11 protein-coding genes are annotated in these 13,679 nt (G+C 54.5%); 6 read left to right on the forward strand and 5 right to left on the reverse strand.

Features of this window, described 5'->3' with window-relative positions; all coding sequences use genetic code 11:
* Window positions 1-91 precede the first annotated feature (91 nt).
* From AACY82_RS07560 to AACY82_RS07570, 3 genes are all read left to right on the forward strand, one after another.
* Window positions 92-1,657, forward strand: coding sequence for an FMN-binding glutamate synthase family protein (locus AACY82_RS07560; protein ID WP_339616180.1), 1,566 nt, complete (start codon window positions 92-94; stop codon window positions 1,655-1,657).
* Entirely contained in the window at window positions 1,650-2,180 is a 531-nt protein-coding gene (locus AACY82_RS07565; protein ID WP_339616181.1) for a DUF3806 domain-containing protein, read from the forward strand. Before AACY82_RS07560 ends, AACY82_RS07565 begins: the two co-directional genes overlap by 8 nt.
* A 401-nt stretch (window positions 2,181-2,581) precedes the next feature.
* Window positions 2,582-3,142, forward strand: a complete 561-nt coding sequence (locus AACY82_RS07570) for a TMEM165/GDT1 family protein (protein ID WP_339616182.1) — start codon at window positions 2,582-2,584, stop codon at window positions 3,140-3,142.
* A 624-nt stretch (window positions 3,143-3,766) separates the two neighbouring features.
* Here the strand turns inward: AACY82_RS07570 and AACY82_RS07575 are convergent.
* Both AACY82_RS07575 and AACY82_RS07580 read right to left on the reverse strand, forming a co-directional pair.
* Window positions 3,767-4,156 carry an HIT family protein gene (locus tag AACY82_RS07575; protein ID WP_339616183.1) on the reverse strand — a complete coding sequence of 130 codons (390 nt, stop codon included), beginning with the start codon at window positions 4,154-4,156 and terminating at the stop codon, window positions 3,767-3,769.
* Window positions 4,157-4,168: 12 nt separating this feature from the next.
* On the reverse strand, window positions 4,169-5,014 hold the full coding sequence (locus tag AACY82_RS07580; RefSeq protein ID WP_339616184.1) for a 4-alpha-glucanotransferase: 846 nt from the start codon (window positions 5,012-5,014) through the stop codon (window positions 4,169-4,171).
* A gap of 792 nt (window positions 5,015-5,806) precedes the next feature.
* Here AACY82_RS07580 and AACY82_RS07585 point away from each other — a divergent pair.
* On the forward strand, window positions 5,807-7,528 hold the full coding sequence (locus AACY82_RS07585) for a DEAD/DEAH box helicase (RefSeq protein WP_339616185.1): 1,722 nt from the start codon (window positions 5,807-5,809) through the stop codon (window positions 7,526-7,528).
* Between the two features lie 44 nt (window positions 7,529-7,572).
* Here the strand turns inward: AACY82_RS07585 and AACY82_RS07590 are convergent, their stop codons facing one another.
* Genes AACY82_RS07590 through AACY82_RS07600 form a run of 3 tightly spaced genes read right to left on the reverse strand, consistent with a single transcriptional unit; the run spans window position 7,573 to window position 10,001 of the window.
* Window positions 7,573-7,962, reverse strand: a complete 390-nt coding sequence (locus AACY82_RS07590) for a DUF2007 domain-containing protein (protein WP_339616186.1) — start codon at window positions 7,960-7,962, stop codon at window positions 7,573-7,575.
* 25 nt (window positions 7,963-7,987) lie between these two features.
* Window positions 7,988-9,478 carry a PH domain-containing protein gene (locus tag AACY82_RS07595; protein WP_339616187.1) on the reverse strand — a complete coding sequence of 497 codons (1,491 nt, stop codon included), beginning with the start codon at window positions 9,476-9,478 and terminating at the stop codon, window positions 7,988-7,990.
* Entirely contained in the window at window positions 9,465-10,001 is a 537-nt protein-coding gene (locus AACY82_RS07600) for a PH domain-containing protein (protein ID WP_339616188.1), read from the reverse strand. Before AACY82_RS07600 ends, AACY82_RS07595 begins: the two co-directional genes overlap by 14 nt.
* A 449-nt stretch (window positions 10,002-10,450) precedes the next feature.
* Here AACY82_RS07600 and AACY82_RS07605 point away from each other — a divergent pair, with 449 nt between their 5' ends.
* Together AACY82_RS07605 and AACY82_RS07610 are read left to right on the forward strand one after the other, a co-directional pair.
* Complete coding sequence (locus tag AACY82_RS07605; protein WP_339616189.1) at window positions 10,451-12,280, forward strand: hypothetical protein; 1,830 nt, start codon at window positions 10,451-10,453, stop codon at window positions 12,278-12,280.
* 177 nt (window positions 12,281-12,457) lie between these two features.
* Window positions 12,458-13,603 (forward strand): glycosyltransferase, encoded by a 1,146-nt coding sequence (locus tag AACY82_RS07610; protein ID WP_339616190.1) that lies wholly within the window; start codon window positions 12,458-12,460, stop codon window positions 13,601-13,603.
* The last annotated feature ends 76 nt before the right edge of the window (window positions 13,604-13,679 follow it).

Genomic DNA, 13,679 nt, shown 5'->3' on the forward strand with positions numbered 1-13,679 from the left:
CCTATAACCGGTTAACACTCAATATGCCCGTGGCAATAGGGTTGACCGAACAAAATTCAACCAGAAATCGCCAAACTAAAAGCCAAATTCCATGAAAAACGACAACTTTGCTCTGTCTGTACTGAGTATATTCGAGCTACTGTTTCTCGGGTTTATTTTGCTGCTCATCGCTACCGTGATCGTGCTTTACATCATAGACGTGAATCAGAGCGCCCACACCATACGCCGTAACTACCCGGTTATTGGCCGGTTTCGTTACCTGTTTGAGCACATGGGTGAGTTTTTTCGGCAGTACTTCTTTGCCATGGACCGCGAGGAAATGCCCTTTAACCGCGCCGAGCGCTCGTGGGCCTATCGCGCCGCTAAAAACGTCGATGCCAATATTGCCTTCGGCTCGACCCGTGACCTATCGCCCACCGGCAGCGTGATGTTTTTAAACTCCGCGTTCCCAACGCTAGAACAAGACGCCGCCCTGCCCTCTGAGGTCACCATCGGGCCATTTTGCCGCTCTCCCTATACCACCACCTCGATTTTTAATATCTCGGGCATGAGCTACGGCGCGCTATCGCGCCCGGCCGTGCGCGCGCTATCGGCGGGGGCCGCCAAAGCAGGCTGCTGGATTAACACCGGCGAAGGGGGATTATCGCCCTATCACCTAGAGGGCGGTGGCGATGTTGTATTTCAAGTAGGCACCGCTAAGTACGGCGTGCGCGACGCCGAGGGCCAACTCAGTGACGAGCGCTTAAAAGCTATCGCCAGCCACGACAACGTGCGCATGATCGAGATCAAACTCAGCCAAGGCGCCAAACCCGGCAAAGGCGGCATCCTCCCCGGCGAGAAAGTCACCGCCGAAATCGCCGGTATTCGCGGTATTGCCGAGGGGCACCCGTCCATTAGTCCCAATGGCCACCCGGATATCCGCTCGGTGGACGATCTGCTGGACATGATCGAACATATCCGTGAAGTCACCGGCTTGCCGGTGGGTTTTAAAGCAGTGATTGGGGATAAAGGCTGGCTGCGAGACTTAGTGCACGCCGTTAAGCAGCGGGGGCTCGATCGCGCCCCGGATTTTATCACCATCGACAGTTGCGACGGTGGTACCGGCGCGGCGCCGCAACCGCTCATGGACTTTGTCGGCCTGCCCTTAAAAGAAAGCCTGCCGTGGGTATCCGATTTGCTCAATCAGGCCGGTCTCAAAGAGCGTATTAAAATCATTGCCTCGGGCAAGCTTATCACCCCCGCGAAAGTCGCCTGGGCCTTGGCCTGTGGCGCCGATTTTACCGTCAGCGCACGGGGTTTTATGTTTGCCCTGGGTTGCATTCAAGCCATGCAGTGCCACAAAAACACCTGCCCGACGGGGGTAACCACTCACGACCCTAAACTGCAAAAAGGCCTAGACCCCACCGATAAAGCCACCCGAGTTGCCCACTACCAGCGCAACATGACCTACGGTGTGGGGCTTATCGCCCACGCGTGCGGCGTCACCGAGCCGCGTAAACTGCGCCGCGATCACGTACACGTGGTAGCCGCTTCGGGCTTATCGGCTCCTTTGAGTGAACTTCACCCCGAACCCATCACTCTGATAGATGATCAGTCTCGGCCCGAAGAGCCCGAGCGCCAAATCAGTGTGACCAAAGAGGAACTCGTCGATGAATAAACTGTTAAGCAGCGCGGTATTACTGCTGGTTATGATTAGCCCTTGCAGCCACGCACAAATCGACCCACAATTTCCCATCGTCGAAGCGTTAAGCTGGACCGACAGCAGCTACTTAGCCAAGCAGCGCGCGCGGGTCGACCGCTTAACCCGTGAGAACACTGGCACGCCCATACGTGGCGACAAAAGCGATTTAAACACCCTGCAGCGGGTGATTGACCGCGAATTAGTCGCCAATGATGACAAGCTCACCCTGCAAGCACTGGGTGTGGTACTGGCCGATGTAATGCTCAGCGACGAGCCAGCACTCGCCTGGAAGATTTACGAAGACCGCCGCGGCCGCTCACGCGCCCTGTGCATTAACGACACAAAAGACTGTCTGTTTCCGGTGACTATGTTGTCACGCCGAATGAAGGTGGGCCTAAAGCCCGATGTAAAAAAAGTGTATGTCGAGGCAATGGAGTTGGTGGGCGCGCAGTTGCCTGAGCTGCCTTATGGGGAGAAGCGGGAATATCTTCCTTACTAACTTAAGTTATTAGTTAGGCTTCCGCCAAAGGCGGGCTTGGTTTATAGGCCCGTCTCGCCGGGGCGGGGCGAGTGACTTTAATTTCAAGTGGGAGCAGCCGACGCACGGGTGTTAAGCCAACAATGAATACTATTTCAGCTTCTGCACTTATATGAGCAAACGTGCCATACAATTGCTGTACCTCACACTTATAACTGTTTGCCCTCAGTCGCCGGGCTGGCGAGTCACTTCTTGCGATGCGGCCCTCTACAATAAGTCTCCGCTCGGCTGGCTGCAGGGGCCCCCAAAGCGGTGCTTCGTAGCAGGCTCAAGCAATTAAGACTCCTCTGTTTGGGATGAACCCAAACTTTGAGTAACCAAAATTATTACAGAACAACTCATTAACTAACTTAATTAAAAATATGGAAGCATTAATAGGCTCAACCCTCGCCGTGGCTATTGCCGAGATGGGCGATAAGACTCAACTGCTCGCCCTTTTACTGGTGGGCCGCTATGGTCGCCCAGCGCTTATTTGTTTAGGCATTTTAGTCGCGACTATTATCAACCACGGTTTATCCGCGTGGCTAGGTGATTGGTTAGGCGGTTTAATTCCGCCCACGTGGTTGCCTTGGATTATCGGCACCAGCTTTTTAGCGGTCGCGCTGTGGATGTTAATCCCCGACAAAGAAGACGGCGGCGACGGCCGCTTTGCCGCGCTCGGCCCGTTTGGAGCCACTTGCGTGCTGTTCTTTTTAGCCGAGATTGGCGATAAAACTCAAATTGCCACGGTGGTGCTTGCGGCAAAATACAGCGCGACGTGGATGGTGATTATCGGCACCACACTCGGCATGTTGCTGGCAAATGTACCGGTGGTTATTTTTGGCCGCTGGATATTGCAGCGCATTAATTTAAAGTGGGTGCATATCGGGGCGTTTGCGTTGTTTTTGGGGTTTGCGTTGGCGAGTTTTTGGCAGGGGTTTTAGTTTTTTGGTTACGTTATAGCCGTGTGCCCCTATAACGCCATCCCGTGCGAAGCTAAGCGGCGACACGGGTATCAGTGGATTTAAGTCGTTTTCCATAGGGCGGCATTATTATGCTGTGGGTACCAAACGATTTGCATTGTCGTACTCCCGAATTTGCTTGCCCTCAGTCGCCGGGCAGGCGAGTGGCTTTTCTGTTTGGCCAGAAAAGTCACCAAAAGAGGCCACCCCGGCATCTCAGCCCTAACGGGTACCCTCGCTCCGGCCCATTTTAGAGGGCCGTCTCGACAGTGCGTCCCTGCACTGGCGAGACTTGCGCAAACGCAGCCCAGGCTGCCCTCTCTGTCGCTCTGCGCCATTCACCTTGTCCCTGTTTGCTTACCCCCTAAAATAGGCCTACGCTCGGCTGGCTGCAGGGGCCCAAAAAACGGTGCTTCGTAGCCTAGAACAACTAGCTTTAGAGGCGACCTTCGGAATAATGAAATCCAGATTCAAAGGCCCGCCCGGCGACTGAGGGCAAGCAAATCTGAGGTTCCGAGAATGTAGTCGTTTAGCACCTACACCTGATAACAATGCCCTTCCCCATCAGTCATTAGCTCTGCATAGCAAATACCGCAAAGCGCACAACTACAAAAAACTACGAATCTTCTCCGCTTGCGCCGCAAGCTCAACATGATCCCCCTCCCCCGCACGGGAAAAATCCAACTCCCCCATTTCATCCATCGGCACCAAATGCAAATGCGTATGGGGTACTTCTAAACCCGCGATAATCATCGCCACGCGCTCGGCGGGAAACGCTTGCTGCAAGGCGCGCGCGATTTTCTGGCTCACTACGGTTAAGTGCGCCATGGTATCGGCATCAAGGTCGTACCAATGGTCGACTTCTTTACGGGGAATCACCAACACGTGACCGGGTTTTAATGGGCCGATAGTCATAATGGCAACGGCAATGTCATCTTGCCAAACAAAATGGCCGGGGATGTCACCGGCAATAATTTTACTAAAAATACTGGCCATAAAACGCCTCCTTTAATAGACAGCAATACTATGTTGCATCAGTTCGCGCGCTAACATCTCATCAAGATTATTTAACTGGTCGTACTCGATTTCGATAATAGAAAAATGCGCGGTTTTTAATTTCTCGCGGGCATCTAAGTGCTCGGCCAATTCGCCGGGGCCGGCCGGCTTGCCCCAATACACGATGGCTATTTGGTGCTGGGGTAAATAAAAATCGACCGTTAGCCGCTCTGTTCCACCGGCACTACCGGGCAACACCAATGTGTAATCCACCGCGTGGGTTAAACCTGCTACATAAAGCCAATTATCAATTAACGCGCGGCCCGCGCTCCCGCTCGGATGGCCATCGGTACACGTGGTGGCGGAGGACGATAGTTGCTGCGCGGCCAACTTAAGTTGCGGGTTTTCCAGCAGGCTTTCCGGCCACGTCACAAAAGGGATGGCGGTGCTATCACTGACATGCTGTTGCCCGCCCAACGCTTCACCGCGCTCGGTTAAATGCCAGCCGTGCACATGGCGTTTTATCCAACCGCGCTCAGCCAATAATAAATTCACTAAACGCGCCGGTAAATTTAGCTTTTGCGATAAGTTACGCGCACTCAAGGGGGCGTCGGGCAACAAGCGCAGCACGCTGTGCTGGCGCAACGACTCGGGCCAAACGATGTACTCACCGTATTTAGGGTGGTTGGCGTAAGTGCCCCCTTCAAAGCGGCCCTTTTCAGTCAAGTGCCACTGGCCGTCCACTTTGACGATCCACCCGCTATTGGCCAGCAAGATAAACAGCTCTTTGCTGTCTTTGCCAATAGCCCGCGCCAGCGCGGTGGTCGATAAATGCTTATGTGCTTGTTTATCCTGCATAACCTATCCGTATCAAAAAGCCGCTTAGCACGTTAATCCTTAAGCGTAACATGATATTACAATGCACCTATAAAGTAGTAGAAAGCCCCCACCTACTACGAAGTACCGCATTTGGCGCCCCTGCAGCCAGCGGAGCGAGCCCCTTTTTCGTCGTATTCCAAAAAGGGGCTCGTCCGCCCGGCGGCTGAGAGTACACAAACTGAACGCTATGCAAAAGTAAGTCGTATGGCACCGCAGCCTATAAACAATCAAACTTAGGTTTCCAGAAACGGAGACCACCGCCAAAGCCCCCCTAAAAATACCGCTGGTCAAACCCTGGCCAATACCCTATACTGCGCGCCTCAGTAAAGCCCTCCTATATAAAGAGCCACGATTTATAAGGCTCGTCTGCGTGCAAAGAACACTGCAGGGTAATGCTGATTGGCTCTAGACTCTGCTAAATAACAGAGAATCGGAGCCCGGGAGGAAGCTAGAACGTAGCTTCCCGGCAGTGTGTATACCATGCATGTGTCTCGCCTGTGCTTATTTGGTGCTTAGCAGCACCCCACGTTATCTTCGCAGTCGTTATTTTTACCAAAACTGTGTCGCTATAAAGAAGCCAAATGGCGAATACCCGATTTTAAACTGTAGCTTTGCTGCGGTTATCGGTCGTTGTTTGTGTTGCACTTTATCGTAAGCGTCACCCTAGCGGGTGCACCGTCACGATCATTCCGGGTCAAACTCCGCCTCACGGCGCGTATTGTCGCGTCAACGTAAAGATTGTTGCGCCTTGCGCGCACCTGGGAACTATTAATGACCACAGAAAACCTTACTTTTTCCGATTTGGCCCTTTCACCGGCCGTATTAAGTGCCGTAACCAAAGTCGGCTACGAAGTACCCTCACCGATTCAGGCGGCTGCTATTCCGGCCCTGCTGGACGGTAAAGACATCGTCGGCCTGGCACAAACCGGTACCGGTAAAACCGCCGCCTTTGCTTTGCCGATGCTGTCACAAGTCGATGTAACTAAATCGCACACACAAATTCTGGTATTGGCCCCTACCCGCGAGCTTGCTATTCAGGTAGCCGAAGCATTCCAGCGCTACGCCAGCGAGATGCCCGGCTTTCACGTTCTGCCTATTTACGGCGGCCAGGACATGCGCGGCCAGTTGCGTCAGCTTAAGCGTGGCGCTCAAGTTGTTGTGGGCACCCCCGGCCGGGTCATGGATCACTTGCGCCGCGGCAGCTTAGACCTGTCTAAGTTAACCAACTTAGTATTGGATGAAGCCGACGAAATGCTGCGCATGGGCTTTATCGACGACGTATCCTGGATTTTGGAGCATACCCCTGCGACTCGCCAAACCGCGCTGTTCTCGGCCACAATGCCTAAAGAAATCCGCCGTGTTGCCAACACTTACTTGCGCGATCCGGAAGAAATCCGCATTGCCAACGAGAGTAAAACCGGCGCTAACATCGAGCAAGTTTACTGGATGGTCAGCGGCACCAACAAACTTGACGCGTTAACTCGCATCTTAGAAGTTGAGCCGTTTGATGCCATCATTATGTTTGTGCGCACCAAAACCGCCACCGTAGAGCTTGCAGAGAAGTTAGAGGCGCGAGGCTACTCTGCCGCCGCTATTAACGGCGACATGAACCAGCAGTTGCGCGAGCGCACTATTGAGCGCCTGAAAAACAAAAAGCTGGACATCCTGATCGCCACCGACGTTGCCGCTCGCGGTATCGACGTTGAGCGCGTCAGCCACGTGATTAACTACGACATTCCTTACGATAGTGAAGCTTACGTTCACCGTATTGGCCGTACCGGCCGTGCTGGCCGTTCGGGCAAGGCAATTTTGTTTGTCGCACCGCGCGAGAAACGCTTGCTTTTCGCCATCGAGAAAGCGACATCACAACGCATTGAAGCGATGAAACTGCCTAGCGGCGATACCATCACGGCGGCGCGTGTCGATCAGTTTTTTCAAGGTATTACCGAGGTATTGGAATCAGAGCAGGACATGAGCTTTTTTGATGACTTGCTCGGCAACTACTGCCGCGAGAAAGAAATTGAGCCTGAGCAATTAGCCATGGCCATGGCCTACTTGCTGCAAAAAGATCGCCCGCTGCAAGTGAAGCTGGCCGATATTAAACCCGACCCCATCCGTGAAAAGCGCGAACGCAGTGGCAGTGATCGTGGCGAGCGCGGTGATCGTCGCTCGCGCGCGCCAGAGCAAGGCATGAAACGCTTCCGTATCGAAGTGGGCCGCACTCACGGTGCTCGCCCGGGTGACATTGTTGGCGCGATAGCCAATGAAGCTGGCCTACAGAGTCGTCAAATCGGTCAGATTAAGTTGTTCGACAGCTTCTCGACACTGGATTTACCCGAAGATATGGCCGCTACCATGGCACAAAAGATCGCCTCTATTCACGTGCGTGGCCAAGTGCTATCGCTGAGTGAAGACCGTGGCCCCGCCCGCAAGGGCGGTGGCGCGGGTAGCTTTAAACCGAAAGGTAAAAAGAAGAAGTTTGCCAGCAAGTAATTAGCGCAGGCAAAAAAAGGGGCAGCGGCAAAGCTGCCCCTTTTTTATGTCTTAGTAATAAATATCAACCACGCTATAGCGGCTCCAGCGCCAATTAGTACGCCCCACAAAACCCGCGATGATTTAGCCTGACTTGCGCCGTTTAGGTCTGCGCTACCTTTATTTTGAGCATCCCTATTTTCTGAATTCGAGCCTTGCGCTTCAGCGCTTGCCGGAACTGGCGTTTCATCCCACTGATCAGTCACCTCACGGGCGCGAGCGTAATCTTGCTCGGCCACCATCACCCGCACGACACCCAAAGCCTGCAGCTCACCAATACCACCTTGCAAGTAAGCGCCTTGTATATGCGCCTCAATGCCAGTTTGCGCCAGCACATCGACAATCATCTGCCCCTCAATGGTGTTAGCGGCTTGATACAACAATATATCGCTCATAACAAATGCTACTCCAATATAAAAGTTACAACCAAGCACGGCGATAATTTACCACATCGGTAAGCAGCGAGTCGCGTAGCTGATTGGCCAGAGTCACCGGCAAACAAGGGATCGTCATAACGCCATCAGCGCTCCACACTTGTAAATGCACCAGGCCAAAACAACGGGACAAAGGCGTGGCAACGACACGTATTTTTTGCAGCTTACCGGTGGGCAGCCAACGCTCGGTAAAGCCAATAAAACCCGTGCGCAGTGCCAGCCAATCGGCGCTGCGGTAAAAGCCTAAACAACACCAGCGGCGCCAATAACACACATAAATTATGGGTAACAAAAGCAAACCAAGTAACGCCAATGCACCCACCGCAAACCATGCTATTAGCGCACACACGCTGGCAACCACGCTCAGTAACAACACCGGAAACACTTGATAAAAACGGCTTACGCTCTGCCACTGAGCCGATGGCAAAGACAGCTCGCCGCGCAGCAATAACAGATTAATAATATCCAACACGGGCACTTCAAAGCGCTGATTATTTTGTACTTGCGCCGCACCAAAACTGCCGGCTTTGCTAATCAGCACGCGATGACGGCGCAACAAACGCGCCATCACACCCTGAATAATCGTGACTTTTTGCAATTTGTAATGCTTAAAGCCCCGGGTACGGATGGTGGTTAAACCGGCCCGGTACTGAAACCGATCGCCGACACGCGTTAAGTGGTAACCCCAAAAGCGCACCAACGCTAATACTATCGAGAGCCCAAACAATAACGTTGTGCCGGCGAGCACCGCAAACAATGCCAACACCAGCGTCACTGATACGGCTAAATTATCACTTACCCATGTAAACACGCCGTAAACTTGCGAGTGCTCCAGCGAGGCTACAGACGATTCCAGCAACGGGCCAATATACTGCCCCAACGGCGCCGTCAATGGTGCCAGGTACAGCAACGTGTTGTGCATCAAGCCATAGCGCACGATCTCTGCCGGCGACAAGCGCAACGAAAAATCGGGAGCGGCCTCTTCGGTAACGTTTGAAGTTTCGCCAACATCGGCTTGTGAACTTGCGGCCTGCTCTAGCACTAAACGGCGCAAGTTCTCCGCCTCCGCCACGCTCAGCCCTGGCACATCCACCTCTTGCTGGGCGGAGCCGGCGCTCTCAAAGCCCAGTGTGGCCAAATTAAAAGGGCGAAAATAAAACGGGTGAGCAATATCGGCTTGCTGCACCCGTTCAAAATCTAACGTTAACCGTTTGCGGTTTAACACGCCCGAGCGCAACGTCAGGCGTTTTTCTTCGACCTTAAAACTAAAAAACCAATACTGTAAAAACACTCCCACCACCAGCAGTAACAACACGGCCGGCACGCCATACGTTAACGCCATGCGACGTACCTGCTCGCCACCGGCAAACAGCGGCACGAGCGCCGGCCAAAAATTCACTAAGTGGGGTAAAGATTTAACAAAGAAGTAAACCGTGGCGATTGGCGATACTCGCTGCCACTCGTTACTCGGCCGCATCGAGTAGCTCCTCTGCCACCACTTGCTCGGTGAGGTAATTTTTTAGCCGGTGCGCTGTGGCCGTGGGTAAACCCGGAATTTTGACATCAGACTGATTGCCGCCGGCGGTATACACCACCAACTTGCTTAAACCGTACAAACGCTCCAGCGGCCCTTGGGTAACCTCGGTGTGCTGCACACGGTTATTGCCCGCAGAGGTGGTTGAGTGCCACCAAAAGCCGACGCGCACGTGCACGTCTTGCTCGCGCAATAAATACTGCGTGTGCTTTACCCGGCGCGGCGCCCACACCAACAATAAAAACAGCCCCAGCAAATACACAACGCCCAAACCACCGCTCACAACAGGCCAAGTTGTGGGGGATGTAAACCACGCAAAAACCACCGCGGGAATGGTGATAGCCAGTAAATAAATAAGAACAACAATGCGTAAAACAGAGCAATAGGTCGGATCAATCGGCCGCCAAGGCTCCTCTAGCAGCGGAGGGAGGTTGTCGTCGGTGACAACAGTATCAACCTGTGGCATAGCAGTCCTTGTCTTTATTATCTGGCATTAAGGTAGCGGCTGATTGTCGCCTTAAACACTGGCCACAGGCAAGTGCTTAAAAGTCGTCGCACATCTGAATGCGGCAACCGCCCTCAAGCGCTTCACCTAAGGCCTCGTCGGCCGCGACAATGCGTTTATCTTCTAACAGTGAGACGGGAACGCCTTTGCGTTTGCTCTACGCCCATGATCACATTCATTGATCAGGAACAACCCTAGAGATTACATTAAGGCCTCTTGTGCTGGAGAAGGTTTCAATTTGCTGATTCTGGACGGTCGCGATAGTATGCTGCGCTGACACTGGGCTGAGTCGGGCCCGGCAACCGTCACCGCAAAGGATATTTATGGCCGTGCAAAACCCGCAAACTGGCGCTGCGACCCAGTATATTGCTCTTCCTTTTACCAGTTGGCCCCTGCATGAAGGGGAAAGAATGGTGCTTCGCCAAAACGACCTCAAGCCCCAACCACTGCACGAAACTCTCTCGAACGTACTGATTCTGTGTAACCAATGGCGCAGCCTCGATGGACATGTGGCGGTAGCCATTGAGAAGATGCCAGATTTGCAGAACCATGCCCAACAGCTGCGGCAAGGCCTTGAGCATATGGTGGAGCGAGGCCTATTGGTAGACGCCGTAAAGCTCAGCCAAAACTTCGCCGAGCCCGCCTCACCAAATCCCGAGCCCGAGCCCGAGCCCGAGGGCATCAAAACGCTTTATGTGCGCACCTATCGCTGCCCTCAAGCCCTAGAGCGTCTACTGCAGAGCCTGCAAGCTGGGCGCACCGGCGCCTCAGTACATACCCTAGTGGTGGTGGACGACGCCCGCGAGGAGTCGGATTTGGAGCTTAGCCGGACTCTACTAGCATCCTGGCGCCAACGATTATCCCCGGATCTGATCCATATCACACGGGCCGATCGGGAGCACTTAGCGGATGCTATGGCGGCGGCCTCGGGTGCCGATGCACAGGATTTACGCTGGTGGCTTAATGGCGACCCCGACGACCCCGAAATGACCGCCGGTGCCACCTTTAATACCGCCCTTTTACTAAGCGCCGGCACTAACACAGCAATGCTGGACGACGACGCCCAGTTGACGCCCTACGGCGACCCGCAGGAAGCATCAGAAATGGGGAGCGTCAATATAGGCGGCGTTCATAAAGAGGAGGCCCACTGGCGCATGTACCCCAGCACCGAGGCCATGGAGAGTGCTTGGTCGCCCTTGGGTATCGACCCGCTGGCAGACCACAGCCGCTGGCTGGGGCAGTCGCTATCCACGCTAGTTGCGCAGGCCGCTAGCCCAGAGGCTTTTTGGCAGCCCATTAGCAGTGTCGGCTTGCACAACCTAAAGCCTCACGCAAAGGTAAAGGTCAGCGTCAATGGCATCCTGGGAGACCCCGGCACCGGCCAAGCCAGCTGGCTCTACACACAACCGCCAGAACAATTGGCCCCTTGGCTGCAAAACGAAGAGGCCTACCAGCAATTGGTGTCCAAGCGTCTGCTGACCCGTAAACCCCAAGGCTTCCAGCTTTTATCGCACCACTCACTGCTTACACCCTTAGTAGGGGTGGATAATCGACAGTTGATGCCGCCGACCATCCCCAATGGCCGCGGCGAAGATTCGCTTTTTGTCGAATTGGCGTGTTGCGTATATCCGGACTGCCTATTCGCTCAGCTCCCCTGGATGCTCAAGCATGTACCCGAGCGGGAGCGGGAATTTGACCGCGATAGCCTGTTAAGACCTGTGACAACGGACTCCAACCTCCTGCTAAACCACTATCTCCACAAGCTGCGTCACGCCGTGCCCGACGCCGGCCCAGATACGCGCTTGCAGTGGCTAGGTAAGTCCCTGCAAGCTTTAGCGCAAGCCCCCGAGGCAACTCTGGCAACCGATTACCAGCTCCACTTGAGCGCTGATCGCAGCAATATGGCGCAGCAGCTGACACGCAACCTACAAGCACTGCAACCTCCCGCTTACTTGGCCGATGACATGCAGCTGCTGCTAACGCGCTGCCTCCAAGGCATTGACGCCGACCAGAAAAAGAAGGATTCGATCATTCTTAAGACGCGCCAGCGTGCAGGTCGCTACAGCCAAGCACTGGCCAGTTGGCACACCGCCTGGGAGTATTGCCAACAGCTTGGCGAGCCCCAAGTGCTGGCTATGGCGAAAGAGCGGCCTCCAGCATCTAACCCGCGCTCAGATGACAAAGCAGCATCGGGGCTCACTCGGCAGCTACAAAAGTGGGGCTTGCTCAAGCGCTCTTGATACTCAGTCGCCGGCACCTGCCGAGCTGGCGGCTCACAAAGTGAGCAAACGCCCCATACAAGCGCCCCCACTAGCGTGGTGGTGCCTTTTATTAGTGACAACTTACAACTCATCGTATTATTGAATGGACACCAACCATTGATTTCAGAGCTTTCTCCAGCCTGCACCGCTTTGCACGTGGGCAAATTCTACCCGCCTCACCGCGGCGGCATGGAAACCTACTTGCGTGACCTGCTCACGGGGCTTCAAGCCCAGGGCATTCATTGTCAGGCACTGGTGCACGCCTCCTCCCCCAAGTGTGCCCAAACAGAGCCCGTAGAAGCCGCAGCCGATAACCCCAAGGTCGTCCGCGTTGCGGTCTGGGCCAACCTTCTGTTTACGCCAATCAGTCCCGGATTTCCCTGGCAACTCAATCGCCTTTTGCGTGATGAATCCCCCACGGTGCTGCACTTACATTTACCCAATGTCTCAGCCTTCTGGGCCCTGCTGTTGCCGCGGGCCCGCCGAATCCCATGGGTAGTGCACTGGCATGCCGATGTACCTGTTGGGGCGCTTCACCGAGGAGTGCGGTGGTTTTACCGACTCTACCGACCATTTGAACAGTGGGTACTACGCCGCGCTAAAGTAATTATTGCCACCTCGCCACCCTATATGCAAAGCAGCCCTACCCTGGCGCCCTGGCGTCAGAAAACACGGGTGGTGCCTCTGGGTATTCCCGAGCCACAATCAGCAGACTCTGAGCCCGCCATATCATCGGAGCAAGAGTCTCCGCTCCGAGTGATTGCCGTGGGCCGGCTCGCCTACTACAAAGGTTTTGATATATTACTGCGCGCGCTGGCACAGTGTCCGGGAGTAACCCTAGACATCGTCGGCGACGGCGAGCGCAAGCACGAGCTCGTCACACTGATAAAACAACTGCAACTGAGCGATCGCGTAACACTACTGGGCAACGTATCAGACCAGGGCCTAGATCAGCGACTGCGCGCCAGCGACTGCCTGTGCCTGCCCTCCATCGAGCGCACAGAGGCGTTTGGGGTAGTGCTGCTGGAGGCGATGGCCCGAAGCAAAGCCTGCGTGGTCACGGCAGTACCAGGCACAGGTATGTCTTGGGTTGTGCAACACGAAGACACAGGCCTTGTGGTACCGCCTAACGATATTGACGCGCTAGCTGGCGCCCTTAACCGACTGCAAACCAACCGAGCTCAATGCAAAGCTATGGGGGCCGCCGGTCTGGCTCGGTTCAGAGAAGCGTTCAGCATCGAAGCTTCGGCAGAGGCGATTGCGGAAATCTACAACGATCTAACAAAACCGGTGGCCAATTAAACCCTAGAAGCTTGCCAGCTCCATCTCATCGCCTTTACGGAGGAGCCAGTGGCGGCTTTAATATCGGCAGGCACAA

This window comes from uncultured Gilvimarinus sp., from assembly GCF_963972205.1.
Taxonomy (GTDB): domain Bacteria; phylum Pseudomonadota; class Gammaproteobacteria; order Pseudomonadales; family Cellvibrionaceae; genus Gilvimarinus; species Gilvimarinus japonicus.